Source organism: Janthinobacterium sp. JC611 (assembly GCF_018682595.1).
Taxonomy (GTDB): Bacteria; Pseudomonadota; Gammaproteobacteria; order Burkholderiales; family Burkholderiaceae_D; genus Janthinobacterium.
Genome location: NZ_JAFLJN010000032.1, coordinates 1 through 13,888 on the forward strand (window position 1 = coordinate 1; position 13,888 = coordinate 13,888).

11 protein-coding genes are annotated in these 13,888 nt (G+C 63.5%); all 11 read right to left on the reverse strand.

Going from position 1 to position 13,888, the window contains the following annotated elements; translation table 11 throughout:
• A partial coding sequence (locus tag J0O65_RS20030) for a bifunctional 5-dehydro-2-deoxygluconokinase/5-dehydro-2-deoxyphosphogluconate aldolase (protein WP_215408988.1) occupies positions 1-1,655 on the reverse strand: 1,655 nt, incomplete at its 3' end.
• Positions 1,656-1,667: 12 nt separating this feature from the next.
• Positions 1,668-2,657 (reverse strand): inositol 2-dehydrogenase, encoded by a 990-nt coding sequence (iolG, locus tag J0O65_RS20035; RefSeq protein ID WP_151096947.1) that lies wholly within the window; start codon positions 2,655-2,657, stop codon positions 1,668-1,670.
• Positions 2,658-2,726: 69 nt separating this feature from the next.
• Positions 2,727-3,821, reverse strand: a complete 1,095-nt coding sequence (locus J0O65_RS20040) for a porin (RefSeq protein ID WP_215408989.1) — start codon at positions 3,819-3,821, stop codon at positions 2,727-2,729.
• Between the two features lie 114 nt (positions 3,822-3,935).
• A complete protein-coding gene (locus J0O65_RS20045) occupies positions 3,936-4,766 on the reverse strand; it encodes an inositol monophosphatase family protein (protein WP_215408990.1) in 831 nt (276 codons plus the stop codon).
• Entirely contained in the window at positions 4,763-5,848 is a 1,086-nt protein-coding gene (locus J0O65_RS20050; RefSeq protein ID WP_215408991.1) for an ABC transporter ATP-binding protein, read from the reverse strand. The genes J0O65_RS20045 and J0O65_RS20050 overlap by 4 nt, the downstream gene beginning before the upstream one ends.
• A complete protein-coding gene (locus J0O65_RS20055) occupies positions 5,845-8,019 on the reverse strand; it encodes an ABC transporter permease (RefSeq protein ID WP_215408992.1) in 2,175 nt (724 codons plus the stop codon). The genes J0O65_RS20050 and J0O65_RS20055 overlap by 4 nt, the downstream gene beginning before the upstream one ends.
• An 83-nt stretch (positions 8,020-8,102) precedes the next feature.
• On the reverse strand, positions 8,103-9,122 hold the full coding sequence (locus J0O65_RS20060; RefSeq protein ID WP_251373864.1) for an ABC transporter substrate-binding protein: 1,020 nt from the start codon (positions 9,120-9,122) through the stop codon (positions 8,103-8,105).
• Positions 9,123-9,371: 249 nt separating this feature from the next.
• Entirely contained in the window at positions 9,372-10,658 is a 1,287-nt protein-coding gene (locus J0O65_RS20065) for an MFS transporter (RefSeq protein ID WP_215408993.1), read from the reverse strand.
• A gap of 688 nt (positions 10,659-11,346) precedes the next feature.
• Positions 11,347-11,667 carry a thioredoxin family protein gene (locus tag J0O65_RS20070; RefSeq protein ID WP_502793580.1) on the reverse strand — a complete coding sequence of 107 codons (321 nt, stop codon included), beginning with the start codon at positions 11,665-11,667 and terminating at the stop codon, positions 11,347-11,349.
• Positions 11,668-11,688: 21 nt separating this feature from the next.
• Positions 11,689-12,384 (reverse strand): fumarylacetoacetate hydrolase family protein, encoded by a 696-nt coding sequence (locus J0O65_RS20075; protein ID WP_215408995.1) that lies wholly within the window; start codon positions 12,382-12,384, stop codon positions 11,689-11,691.
• A gap of 77 nt (positions 12,385-12,461) precedes the next feature.
• Complete coding sequence (locus tag J0O65_RS20080) at positions 12,462-13,757, reverse strand: MFS family transporter (protein ID WP_058048361.1); 1,296 nt, start codon at positions 13,755-13,757, stop codon at positions 12,462-12,464.
• Positions 13,758-13,888 lie beyond the last annotated feature (131 nt).

Here is a 13,888-nt window from a genome sequence, read left to right on the forward strand (position 1 = left end):
TGCTTGGCCGACATGCTTTCCAGCTTCCACCATTCCGGATAGATGCCCAGGTTGTACAGCCGCTTCACCGCGCGATACACGGTGTCGTCGTGCTGCGGCAGCGACTTGGCAGGGATAATTTCCAACAGCAATTCATGGCCCGTGACTTGCGCCGCATCGTACAAGCCCTTGATCTGCGCTTCCTGCTCCAATCGGTTTTCCGGCGTATCGTCGGGGTGCAGCTGGACCAGGCATTTGATCACATGTTCCTTGGGCCACTGCGTCAGGCGCGACGCGAGCGAACGGCCCCAATCGAACTGCAGCGGATTCGATCCCGGCATCTCGACGGGACGGCCTATCCACCAGCCGCGCCCCGTCGCATCGTTGAGCGCGTCGACGCCATAACGGTCATCGATCAGCACGCCCGTGCCGCCTTGCAAGCCGCGTGCCGCCTCCGTCTGGCCCACGGCTTGCACGAACAGTTGCTTCAACTTTGCAATCCGCGCCTCATCGCTGGCTCCCTGCTGGGCCAGCTCAAAGAATTGTGTGCGGTGATCAAAAGCAAACACGCACAGCTCGTTCCACTCTTTGCGCGCCACCGTCGTGCGGTGCAGGCGCGCCAGGGTGGCGTCCTGGTCGGGACGGCTCAGCGTGGCCGAGTTGGCGAGGAAATAGTCGAGCTCGACGGGCGACGGCATGGCCGGCGCGCAGCCGTGGCGAGACACGACGAGGGCGCCGCAGCCATTCGCGTAGCGGCAGCACGCCGCGTAATCCTCGCCGCGCAGCCAGCCTTTCAAAAAGCCCGAGAGAAACGCGTCGCCCGCGCCCAGCACGTTCAAGACTTCCACGCGTACGCCCTGATAATTGAAAGCCGCATCGAGGCTGGCAGGAATGGCCGCCTCGATGACGGCGCAGCCCAGCGGGCCGCGCTTGACCACCAGCGTTGCCTCGCTCACTTTACGCACGGCGCGCAAGCTGTCCATGATGTCCGCGCCGCCGCCGGCGATCATGAATTCCTCTTCCGTGCCGACGATCAAATCAAATTGCGGCAGGATCGCCTGCAAGTGGCTGGTCACGCCGTCGTTCGAGACGAAACGCGTTTCGCCATCGGCCTTGCCCGACAAGCCCCACAGCACGGGCCGATAATCGATGTCGAGCACCGTGCGCACGTTGTTGGCGCGGGCCAGTTGCAGGGCCTGGGTGCTGACGGCGTGCATGGCGGACGTGGAAAAATGCGTGCCGGTGATCAGCAGCGCCTTGCTCGAGGCGATGAAGGCGGCATCCACCGACACCGGCTCGATGGCCATGTCGGCGCAATTCTCACGGTAAAAAATCAGCGGAAAGGTGTTCTTGTCCTTGATGCCCAGCATCACCAAGGCCGTGAGACGCTCGCGGTCGATGCCGACGTGGCTGACGTCGCAACCCTCCCGCGACAGGGTATCCGTCAAGAAACGGCCCATATGGTCGTCGCCCACCTTCGACAGCATGGCCGACTTCAAGCCCAGACGGGCCGTGCCGAAAGCGATATTCGCCGACGAGCCGCCCAGGTATTTGGCGAAACTGGTCGCGTCTTCCAGGCTGCTGCCGATCTGCTGCGCGTACAGATCCACGGCCAGGCGGCCCAGGCAGATCACGTCCAGCGCGCGGTCCCGGGCAAATTCAGTGCTATTTTTCATGACATTCTTTCTTTATGACAGTTGCACGATGCGCTGCTCGCGCCACGACACGGTGGCCGCTTCGGCCAGTTCCAGTGCCTTCAAGCCGTCGTGGACGGTGGTGCGCAGGGGCGCGCCGTGGGCAAAGGCGTCGAAAAAGTGCGCCATCTCGCTGGCGTAGGCGGCGCGGTAACGTTCCAGGAAAAAATCTTCCGGACGGTCCACGCTGACGTTGACGGCACCATACGCCGTCACTTCCGTCGGCTTGTGGTTGCCCGCCTGCAGCATGCCGGCGCTGCCCAGCACTTCGAAGCGCTGGTCGTAGCCATAGGCGGCGCGGCGCGTGGTATTGATCTGGCACAAGCGGCCTTGTGCCGTGCGGATGGTCACGGCCGTGCAATCGAGGTCGCCCGCCGCGCCGATGGCGGGATCGACGAGGCAGCTGCCCGTCGCGTGCACGCTGACGGCTTCATCGTCGAGTATCCAGCGGAAGATGTCGAAATCGTGGATCAGCATATCCTTGAAGATGCCGCCCGATACCTGGATGTAGCTGACGGGCGGCGGGCCCGGATCGCGGCTGGTGACGATAAGCAACTCCGGCGTGCCGATCTCGCCCGCCGCGATGCGCTGCTTGACGGCGGCAAACGTGGGGTCGTAGCGGCGCTGGAAACCGATCATGCACAGCACGCCCGCCTCCTTGACGGCGGCGGCGGCGGCGCGCGCGCGTTCCAGTGTCAGGTCGACGGGTTTCTCGCAAAAAATGGCCTTGCCGGCGGCGGCGGCGCGCACGATCAGGTCCGCATGCGTGTCCGTGCTCGATGCGATCAGCACGGCCTTGACTTCAGGGTCGGCCAATACCGCCTCCACGCTGGCGACGCTGGCGCCATGCAGGGCCGCCACTTCCGCCGCCGCGCCCGCATGCACGTCGACCACGTATTTCAGGCGCACGCCGGGCTGGCGCACCAGATTGCCAGCGTGAATACGGCCGATGCGGCCGGCGCCGAACAATGCCACTTGAATCATTTCCATCTCCTTGATAGTCGTAGTACGCTGCCCGAAAATGCACACGTGTGCAAATCCGGGCAAAAAAGGTTAAAACAGGTGGATGACGCCCAGCATCACACCGCTGAGCTTGGCCCCCTTCTTGGTGGCGGCGAAGGCATTGCCGCCAAACGTGTAGTTGGCGTTCTTGTCGTTATTCGTTTGCGTATAGTAGGCATACACGGTGCTGCGCTTGGACAAGTAATACTCATAGCCCAGGGTGGCCTGCTTGGCGCCGCTGTCGTCGCCGCGCACCAGGGTGGTCGCCTTGATGGTCACGCTGCTGCCATTGGGCGCGCTGCCGGACACGTCGCCTGCCACGCCGAACCGGCCGATGAAGGAACCGCCGCCCGCCTTGTAGGCGCCCGTGATGGTGAAGTAGTCGCGCTGCAAGTCGCCGCCGGCCACGTCATACACCATGCGGTTCCAGGCCACGCCCACGTCGCCGCCGCCGAAGTTGTAATTGCCCACGGCGCGGAACATTTTTTCGCTGAAACCGGGACGCAAATCCTTGTGCTTTTCATAGCCGACGGCGCCCTTGACGGGGCCGTTTGCGTATTGCACGATGCCCGAATAGATGCGGTCGCCATTCGATGCCTCGTTTTCGCTGGCGCGGTAAATCGTGGCGCTGAAACCTTGCACCACGGGCGTGCGGTAGCTGACGGCATTCGAACTGCGGCGGTTGAAGCCTTCGCCGCCCAGCTGCGAAATGTTGGCATCATCCTGGATGCCTTCTCCCACGAAACGGTTGGTATAGCCGTTGATCTGACGGATCGGCGTGGCGAAGCGGCCCAGTGCGATGCGGCCGTAAGCCGGATTTTCCAGCCCGACAAAGGTATCCTTGCTATTGATGGCGCCCGTGCCATCGTCGAGCTTGGCATTGCCTTCGATCTGGAAGAAGGCCGTGTTGCCATTGCCCAAATCTTCGCGTCCCCGGAAACCGATCTTCGAGGAATTGTCCGACACGCGCGACACGGACTCGCCATGCGGCGCCGTGGCCGAACTCGACGTTTCGATACGGTCGAAGCCCGCATGGATGCGGCCGTACACGACGACGCTCGATTCGGCGAAAGCGCAAGCCGGCACGGCCAGCAACAATGCCGCGGCGATTTTGTTCAACTGCATGGTGTTCATCCCGTTTTTCATCTTGTCTCCTGCCTGTTTTTATGGTTGTGGATTACTCATGATGCTCAACAGTGTGTTGCCCCTGCACGCGTCCACCGCAGGACGCCCGGCCTCCCTTTCCAGAACGATGCTTGATTAACAGCGCGGCAGCGCCAGCGCCGCCAGTTGCGGATACAAACGGGGACCGCCCACCAGGATGGGGTTGCCCTTTTCCAGGCCGTTGTCGGCGAGGAAATCATTGCAGCGCCCGCCCGCCTCGTTGACGAGCACGATGCCCGCCAGGCAATCCCAGGAATTGATGTGCGGCTCGAAATAACCGATCAGGCGCCCGGCCGCCACGTAGGCGATCATCAAGGCGCCGGAACCGTTGCGGATGAACATGCCGCCCTCTTCCAGCACGTCGAGCAGGAACGGCACAAAGGTGTCGGTGCCCACGCGGTGCGAAAAGCCCACGCCCAGCACGCCGCCCTGCAAGCTGGCCACGTCGTTCACGCGCAGCCGCGTTTCGCCCGCCTTCGCCGTCACGTGCGCGCCCTGCCCCTGGCAGGCATGGAACAACTCGTCCGCATTCGGGTCGTACACGGCGCCGATGGCGGGCTGGCCGTCGACCAGCACGCCGATCGACACGCACCAGGCCAGCATGCCGTTGACGAAGCAGGCCGTGCCGTCGATGGGGTCGATGACCCACACGCAGCGCGCATCGGACGCCCCGCCGCCGCGCTCCTCGCCCACCACGGCATCCCCGGGGAAACGCTCGGCGATCTGCGCGCGCAGGAAATCCTCCACCATGCGGTCGGCGATGCTGACCATGTCCTGCAAGCCCTTTTCCTCGATCACCAGTTCCGCGCGGCGCAGAAACATGCCCAGCGCAATCTCGCCCGCCTGGCCGATGATGTGCCGCGCATAGGCATAGCGTTCCAGCGTGGCCGCATCGGCCAGTACCGCTGCCTGTGTCATATCTGTCATGCTTGTCCTCCAATGATGGCTGCGCCATGTTCGTGTACGGTCATGGCGACCGATGTGCCTTGCGTGAAAACCTGGCTCAAGTCGTGCGAGACGGCAAACAGTTCGCCGACGGGCGTGTCGAGCGTGTATTGCATTTCGCGTCCCAGGTAGGTGGCGCGCGCCACGCGCACCACCATGGCGCTGTCGGGCTGCGCGGGCGACAGCAGGATGGATTCCGGACGCACGGCGAAACTGGCTTCGCCGCTGCGCTGGCTGCGGCACGGCAGGCGCAGCCGCAGCTTGCCCATCACGCAGACGGCCTTGCCGTCGGCCACCGATTCGATCACGCCGTCGACGATGTTCGCGTTGCAGATGAAGTCGGCGACGAACTTGTCGGCCGGCGACTCGAACAGCTCGTGCGGCGTGCCCTTTTGCGCGATCACTTGCCGGTTCATGACGATGATCTGGTCGGAAATGGCCAGCGCCTCTTCCTGGTCATGCGTGACGTACACGGCCGTCAAGCCCAGCTTGACCTGGATGTCGCGGATCTCGTCGCGCACGCGGCGGCGCAGTTTCGTGTCGAGGTTCGACAGCGGCTCGTCCAGCAGCAGCACCTTGGGCTGCAGCACCAGCGAGCGGGCCACGGCCACGCGCTGCTGCTGGCCGCCCGACAGTTCGTTGGGGAAGCGCGCGGCGAAATCAGCCAGGCCCACGAGGCGCAGGCTTTCCTGCGCCCGCTCGATGGCGCGCGGCTTGGCCTCTCCCGAGACGGTCAAGCCGTAGCACACGTTGTCGAGCACCGTCATGTGCGGAAACAGCGCATACGACTGGAACACCATGCTGACGTCGCGCTCGGCGGCCGACGTCAGGGTGACGTCTTCGCCAGCCAGCAGGATGCGCCCCGCGCTGACGCGCTCCAGGCCGGCGATCAGGCGCAGGGTGGAGGTCTTGCCGCAGCCGCTGGGCCCCAGCAGGGTGACCATGGTGCGCGGCGCGATGGTGAACGAGACGTCGTTCACGGCCAGGGCCTTGCCGTAGCGCTTGGTGACGCCGTCGAATTCCAGTGCGGCAAGCTCTGTTGCTTGGATAGTAAAGTGGTTCATGCGTAGCTCTTTTCCAGGTGGGGAACGGCGGCCGGCAGCGTTTTTTCGGCGCTGACGCGGCGAAGGCGGCGCTTGCCGACCAGCAAATGGATCAATTGGATGCACAGCAGGATGACGACGATCAAGACCGTGGCGTAGGCGATGGCCGTGCCGTAGTTGCCGTTCGACACCAGGCCGATGATGTAGGACGTGGCCATGTCATAGTCGGCGCTGACGAGGAAGACGACGGCCGAGATCGACGTGATCGAGCGCACGAAGCCATACACGAGGGCCGAGGCGATGGCCGGGCGCAGCAGCGGCAGGATGACCTTGCGCATGGTGGTCCAGCTGCTGGCGCCCAGGGTGATCGACGCTTCGTCCAGGCTGCCGTCGAGCTGGCGCATGGCGGCGATGCCCGTGCGCAGTCCCATCGGCATGTTGCGGAAGACGAAGCACAGGATCAGAATCGTCGCCGTGCCCGTCAACTCGATGGGCGCCGAGTTGAACGCCAGGATGTAGCTGATGCCGATGACGGTGCCGGGAATGGCAAAGCTGAGCATGGTACCGAACTCGAACGCGCTCTTCAGGGCGAATTGCTGGCGCACCAGCAGCCAGGCCGAGAGGATGCCGACAAAGGCCGTCAGCGGGGCGGCGATGGCCGAAATCGTCAAGGTCGTGAACAGCGACGGCCAGGCCTGGCCCGTCCAGTGCCAGCCGGAAGCGCCCGCCGTGATGCCGAAGGCGTCGATGTAATGGCGCAAGGTGAAGCCATTGTCCTGGCCCCAGTTGTTCACGAAGCCGCCCGCCACCACCGTGCCATACACCAGGGCCGTGAAGGCGAACCATGGCAGGGCGATGGTCCACAGGGTGGTCTTCAGGCGCGGGTTGAGCGAGGCGTGGCCGCCGTGGTCGGCCTTGCCCGTCACCGTCACATACGATTTCTTGCCCAGCCACAGGTTCTGGATGAAGAAGGCGCCCACGGCAAAGGTCAGCAGCACGATGGCCAAGGTCGCGGCGCGGCCCTGGTCGTTCGAGGCGCCCACCACGGAAAAGAAGATTTCCGTCGACAGCACGTGGAAGTTGCCGCCCAAGACCATCGGGTTGCCGAAGTCGGCCATGCTTTCGATAAAGCACAACAGGAAGGCGTTGGCGATGCCGGGACGCATCAAGGGCAGCGACACCTTGACGAAGGTTTGCCAGCTGCTCGCGCCCAGGGTGCCCGACGCCTCTTCCAGCGAAGGGCTGACGCCTTCCACCACGCCTATCAATGTCATGAAGGCGATGGGCGCAAAGGCCAGCATCTGCGACAGCCACACACCCGTCATGCCGTACAGCCAGCGGCTTTGCCCGATGCCAAACAGGTCGCCGACGAGGCCCGTGACGGCGCCGTTGCGGCCGAACAGCAGTATCAGCGCCAGGCCCAGCACGAAGGGCGGCGTGACGATGGGGAGTATCGTGATGGCGCGCATCGGGCGCACCCAGCGGCCATTCGTGCGCGTCACCAGCAGGGCAAAGACGAGACCGAGGAAGGTGGCCGACACGCCCGTCAGCAAGGCCAGCGCCAGGGTGTTCCAGGCCACGCCGCAGCGGCCGGGACCGGACACGCAATTGAGGCTCCAGATGCCCGGGTCCAGCATGCGGCGCGCCAGGGCGGCGGCGCCCGTGCCGCCATCATCCATGGGCTGGCCGGCGCTGACGAGGATCAGCGCGACGGGGAACAGCACGAACAGGGAAATCAGGCAAATGACGAGGCCGATGGCGCCGGCGACGAAGGCGTCGCCGCGGCACACGCCGCAGGCGGCGGCGCCCGAGGTCAAGAGGAACAGCAGGCACAGGGCCAGCAGCAGCGCGCCGAAACCCAGGCCGGTGCCGGCGGCCAGCGGGCCCCAGCCCAGCCATGCCAGCCACAGCATGCCGGCGCCGCCGATGGCGATCTGGCCCAGGCCCAGGGTCTTGCGGTGGGGATAGGCGGCCACCAGCGCGGCGCTGGCGGCGAGCAGGGCGAAGAACACGCCCAGCGGCCAGGCGCCGAACGACAGCAGGTGCAGCACGGCCGGTGCGCCACGCTCCGTGAAGAACTGGCCGTCGCGCAACCATTCACCGGCGAACAGTCCCGCTTCCTGCTGCTGCCAGGGCAACAGGCACAACGCTGCCAGGGCGGCCAGCAGCCAGCCGTAAAATATCTTTTTCATGAGGTCTCTATCCAGCTAAGTAGACCCGCCGACATGGCCGTTGCGGCATGCGGCAGGTTCGGTACGGTGACAGTCTTGACGCCTTAATTTCCGGCAGAATAAATTTGTGTCGTCCAGCGTTGTAATAGGCGCTTGCGCGTGTCCGACGCGCCATACTTGGCGAAGTCGTAGTTGATGGTCTTGATGTTTTCCAGGCGCGGCGAGGCGGCGGGAATGGTGGCGGCCACGTTGGACGGGATCTGGAAGGCCAGCGCTTTCACGGCCTCGCTCTGCACGTCGGGACGCAGGGCGAATTCATAGAATTTCTTTGCCTGCTCCATGTTTTTCGCGCCCTTGACGATGCTCATCGAGCCGATCTCGTAGCCCGTGCCTTCGCAGGGCGGCAAGACTTTCACGGGGAAGCCGGCGACGGTGAGTTTCATCAGATCATGCATGAAGCCGATGGCCACGCCCGCTTCGCCGCGGCCCACATCCTCGCCAGGCGCCACGCCCGCGTTCGGATACTTGCTGACGTTCTGGCCCATTTTCGCGAGGAAATCGAAGGCTTCCTCTTCGCCGAACAGCTGCACCACGGTGGCCAGCGCGTTGTAGGCGGCGCCCGAGGAATTCGGGTTGGCCATCTCGATCTCGCCCTTGTAGGCGGGCTTGACAAGGTCTTTCCAGCATTGGGGTGGCGGCAGGTTTTTCTTCTTCAGCACATTTTCGTTGTAGGCCAGGCCCAGGATGCCGATGTAGATGCCGACGCTGCGGTACCTGGCCGTCTCGGCCTGCTTGAGCGCCCACGGCTGCAGCTTGGGCAGGGTGGGCGACTTGTATTCTTCCGTATAGCCTTCGGCGGCGGCCTGCAGATGCGGGTCGCCCGTGCCACCCCACCAGATGTCCGATTTCGGGTTCGACGCTTCGGCGCGGATCTTCGCATACGCCTCGCCGGCGCTCTTCCTGATCATCGACACCTTGATCTTCGTTTCCGCCTCGAAGCGGTTCTTCATCAGCTGGCACCATTCCATGTCGGCCGAACACAGCACGGACAGGCGTTCCTCGGCGGCCATGGCCGTCATCGGCAGGGCCAGGCTTATAGCGATCGCAACATTGCGCATCTTCATCGTCTCACTCCAAGTTTGTTGTCGTTGTGGTACTTCAGACCGCACCGCTATCTTGCGGTGTCGTTGTCCCGGGATGTGCTTTTTCAAGACTTGCACTGCATTGCACACGTGTGCACACCTTAACACCAGCCGATTTTGACTGTCAACAAGAATCTCGGCAGGCGTGCGGCGTGGTGTTTTACCGACAAAAAAAGCCGCCAGCTGTGCGTACAGCTGGCGGCTTTCGGGTGCTCGGGGATCAGAGGCGTGTTACTGCCAGGCTTCCTTGCCCGTGCGTGGCTTGCCCACCATCAACAGCGCACCCAGGGTCAGCACGGCCGCCAGCGACAGGTAATAGCCCACGTATTGCAGTCCGTAGTTGGTGGCCAGCCAGGTGGCGATGTACGGCGCCAGCGAAGCGCCCAAAATACCCGCCAGGTTGAACGTCAGCGAGGCGCCCGTGTAGCGCACTTCCGGCGGGAACAGCTCGGACAACATCGTGCCCAGCGGACCGTAGGTCATGCCCATCAAGCCCAGGCCGACGGCCATGAAGAGCGTCACTTCCCACGTCACGCCCGAACCGAACATGGGCGCCAGCACCAGGCCGAAGATGGCGATGGCGACGGAGACCCAGATCATGGTGGTACGGCGGCCGCGGCGGTCGGCCAGCACGGCCGAAAACGGAATCGTCATGGCGAAGAACAGCACGGCAAACAATTGCACGATGAGGAATTCCTTGCGCGTGAAGCCCAGCTTGGTCGTACCCCAGCTCAACGCGAACACGGTCATCAGGTAGAACAGCACGAAGGTGGCCAGGGCGATGATGGTGCCGAGGAACAGCATGCGGCCATGCTGGCGGAACACGGTGGCGACCGGCAGTTTCACCACTTCGTTCTTGTCGATGACTTTCTGGAAGTCCGGCGTTTCCGTGATCTTCAGGCGCACGTACAGGCCGACGATGACCAGCAGCGCGCTGGCGAGGAAGGGGATGCGCCAGCCGTAGCTGAAGAACTGTTCATCGGTCATGGTTTCGCTGAGCAGCAGGAAGATGCCGCCCGACAGGAAGAAGCCGATCGGCGCACCCAGCTGCGGGAACATGCCGTACCAGGCGCGCTTGCCCGGCGGCGCGTTTTCCGTGGCCAGCAGCACCGCGCCGCCCCACTCGCCGCCCAGGCCCAGGCCCTGGCCGAAACGGCACAGCGCCAGCAGCAGCGGCGCCAGGGTGCCGATGGCGGCATAGGTCGGCAGCAAGCCGATGATGACGGTGGAAATACCCATAGTCAGCAAGGCGGCCACGAGGGTGGCCTTGCGGCCGATGCGGTCGCCGAAGTGGCCGAACACGGCCGAGCCGATGGGGCGGGCGAAGAAGGCGATGGCGAACGTGGCCAGCGACTGCAGCACGGCGGCCGACGGATCGCCGGCGGGGAAGAACAGTTTCGGGAACACCAGCACGGCGGCGGTGGCGTAGATATAAAAGTCAAAGAACTCGATGGTGGTGCCGATCAGGCTGGCGAACAGCACCGTGCCGGGGGAATTTTTCTTGGGGGGGGTGCTCATTTACTGCGCTCCTTGGGGAGGGTGTCTAAAGGCCATTCTCTGGATGTTTTTTCAGGCAGCAGCACAGCACGTTGTATAAAGTAAGCGCCAGTAAATTATTGTTATTTCTGACTTCCATAAGCGGCGCGCTGCTGCGTTGGCAGCCGCTCGCAGTGCTCGCACTGCGTCGCGACAGCCGCCTTGCATCACATCCGCTTCTGTTCGTCATAAATTTACAATAATTTCCCGACGATTACTTAGGCGCATTGTTCACCTATCATAGCCGTGCGCAGACGTATTTGCTGTGAATTTGCTATTAAATTCACAAACAAATTCCATGCTGCAACACGCCGTTGTTAACGGCAGGCAACGGCAGACAACGGTGAACAAACGCGCGCTATCGCGCCGTGATCAGTGCTGATCAGAGAAACAACGGTCGTGCGCCATCCGGTTACCCGGGGCACGGCAGGAAAGGCGTCAGGGGATGGGCGACGTGTATCAGGCCCGGCGTATCGCCAGGCATTCCGTACCAGACCCGCGCGTCGGCATCGCGGCGTCGGTCATTTGTGGTGAATCCTTGCCTGCGGCCCCTCCGGGTGGAGCGGGCCGGCGATGATCGCGCTGCATCACGAAGGATGCGGTTGATCTTGCTGTAAGCGGCTTATCATACGCGCAGTGCTGCGGTGCGGCAAGAAATGATGGAAACCGTCTACGCATCGATCAGGGCGAACGCCTTGGCGATCTCCGCGCTGTCGAGAGGACGCACGAGGCGCGCCACTTCCTGGCCATCTTTCAAGAAGATCAGGGTCGGCCACAGTTTCACCCGGAAGGACCGCCCGAGTGCGCGGCCGGGGCCGTCTTCCACCCGAAGATGCGGCACGCCGGGGTGCTGCGCCAACGCGGCCGCCAGCGGCGCCTGGGTGGCACGGCAGTGGCCGCACCAGCCCGTGCCGAATTCCAGCAGGGCCGGCCCCGTCAAGGCGTCGATCCCGGCGCGCGTGGGTTGTGCCACAGAATACGTGTCATTCATCATGCCGCTCTCCTTGACAACTTAGACCACTTTCACGCGCAAGGTCTCCAGGCCATCGATGGCTCCCACCAGCTCGTCGCCGCGCTGCACGGCCGCCACGCCGGCCGGCGTGCCCGTGTAGATCAGGTCGCCGGGCTGCAAGGTAAAGTAGGTCGACAGGTCGGCGATGGTTTCGGCCACGTTCCAGATCAGCATGTCGATAGTGCTGCCCTGGCGCAGTTCGCCGTTCACATGCAGGGTGATGGCGGCATGCCCGACGTCGCCCGCCTGCGCGGCCGGGGTAATCGGGCCGATGGGCGCCGAGTGCTCGAACGCCTTGCCCGTCTCCCACGGACGGCCCTGCTTTTTCGCGGCGCCCTGCACGTCGCGGCGCGTCATGTCCAGGCCCACGGCATAACCCCACACGTGGCTCAGCGCATCGGCCACGCCGATGTCGCTGCCGCCCTTGCCGATGGCCACCACCAGTTCCATCTCGTGCTGGAAATCCTGCGTCTGCGCCGGGTATGGCAATTCGCCCGTCGTGCCGGCTGGCACGGGCAGCACGGCGTCGTTTGGTTTCATGAAGAAGAACGGCGCCTCGCGGCCCGTGTGGCCCATTTCCTTGGCGTGGTCGACATAGTTGCGGCCCACGCAATAGATGCGGTGGACGGGAAAGGTATCGGCGCTGGCGGTGACGGGAACGCTGGGCTGGATGGCTGCGGGAACGACATACGGCATGGAAACTCCTGATCGGCACGATAAAAAGGCGGTGATAAAAAAGGGACACCGCAGTGTCCCCCCATTTTACGGCAAGCTTACTTCAACAGTCCCGAGCGGCTCGGGTCGGGCATGCGGATGGCGACGATGAAGGAAATCAGGCACATGACGGTCACGTACCAATAGAAATACTCTTCCACGTGCCAGGCCTTGAACTGCAGCGCCACGTATTCGGCCGAACCGCCGAACATGGCGTTGGCCACCGCGTACGACAGGCCCACGCCCAGCGCGCGCACTTCGACGGGGAACATTTCCGCCTTGATCAAGCCGCTGATCGACGTGTAGAAGCTGATGATGGCCAGCGCGATGATGATCAGGCCAAACGCCGCGTACGGGCTGCTGATGTCCTTCAAGGCATGCATGATGGGCAGCACGCACAGGGTGGCCAGGCCGCCGAAGAACAGCATCGAGGTGCGGCGGCCGATGCGGTCGGACAAGGCACCGAACACCGGTTGCAAAATCATGTAGACCAGCAAGGCGCACGTCATGACGGCGCTGGCCGTCTTGGTATCCATGCCGGCCGTGTTGACCAGGTATTTCTGCATGTAGGTGGTAAACGTGTAGAACACGAGCGAGCCGCCGGCCGTGAAGCCCAGCACCGTGATGAAGGCGCGCTTGTGCTTGAGCAAGCCGCGCAGGCTGCCAGCGTCCTTGTCCTTGCGCTCGCTGGCCGTGGTCGTTTCCGTCAGGGATTTACGCAGGTTCAGCGACACCAGGGCGGCCAGGGCGCCGAAGACGAACGGGATGCGCCAGCCCCAGGCACGCAACTCTTCCAGGGTCAACAGTTGCTGCAAGACCACCAGCACCAGCAAGGCCAGCAGCTGGCCGCCGATCAGGGTCACGTACTGGAACGAGGCGAAGAAGCCGCGCTTGCCCGATTCCGACACTTCGCTCATGTAGGTGGCGCTGGTGCCGTATTCACCGCCCACGGACAGGCCCTGGAACAGGCGCGCCACCAGCAGCAGGAATGGCGCGAAGGCGCCGATGGTGTCATAGGTCGGCATGACGGCGATCATCAGGGAACCGCCGCACATCATCAGCACGGAAATCATCATCGACTGGCGGCGGCCGTATTTGTCGGCGATGCGGCCGAACAGCCAGCCGCCCACGGGGCGCATGAGGAAGCCGGCGGCAAAGATGCCGGCCGTCTGCAGCAGCTGCGTGGTCGGATTGCCGGAAGGGAAGAAGGCGTGCGAAAAGTACAGCGCGCAGAACGAGTAAATATAGAAGTCGAACCATTCGACCAGGTTACCGGAGGAAGCGCCTATGATGGCCTTGATGCGCTGCTGGGAAGTCAGCTGCGCAACGTCATGCGGAGTATCGTGGGATGTCATATCAGTCTTCTTGTTCGTGTAAAAAAGCCAATGCCAGCCGGATTGCCCGTGCTGGTTTTGCATCATACGCCCTTGATCAGGGTCAAAAAGCCGCCCGGCATACGGGTTAATACGTACTGCCGGCAACTTTT

Coding starts and splice junctions, on each gene's coding strand:
- iolG (WP_151096947.1), bottom strand. CDS start 2,657: ATGATTCAAGTGGCATTGTTCGGCGCCGGCCGCATCGGCCGTATTCAC.
- J0O65_RS20040 (WP_215408989.1), bottom strand. CDS start 3,821: ATGAAAAACGGGATGAACACCATGCAGTTGAACAAAATCGCCGCGGCA.
- J0O65_RS20045 (WP_215408990.1), bottom strand. CDS start 4,766: ATGACAGATATGACACAGGCAGCGGTACTGGCCGATGCGGCCACGCTG.
- J0O65_RS20050 (WP_215408991.1), bottom strand. CDS start 5,848: ATGAACCACTTTACTATCCAAGCAACAGAGCTTGCCGCACTGGAATTC.
- J0O65_RS20055 (WP_215408992.1), bottom strand. CDS start 8,019: ATGAAAAAGATATTTTACGGCTGGCTGCTGGCCGCCCTGGCAGCGTTG.
- J0O65_RS20060 (WP_251373864.1), bottom strand. CDS start 9,122: ATGAAGATGCGCAATGTTGCGATCGCTATAAGCCTGGCCCTGCCGATG.
- J0O65_RS20065 (WP_215408993.1), bottom strand. CDS start 10,658: ATGAGCACCCCCCCCAAGAAAAATTCCCCCGGCACGGTGCTGTTCGCC.
- J0O65_RS20070 (WP_502793580.1), bottom strand. CDS start 11,667: ATGAATGACACGTATTCTGTGGCACAACCCACGCGCGCCGGGATCGAC.
- J0O65_RS20075 (WP_215408995.1), bottom strand. CDS start 12,384: ATGCCGTATGTCGTTCCCGCAGCCATCCAGCCCAGCGTTCCCGTCACC.
- J0O65_RS20080 (WP_058048361.1), bottom strand. CDS start 13,757: ATGACATCCCACGATACTCCGCATGACGTTGCGCAGCTGACTTCCCAG.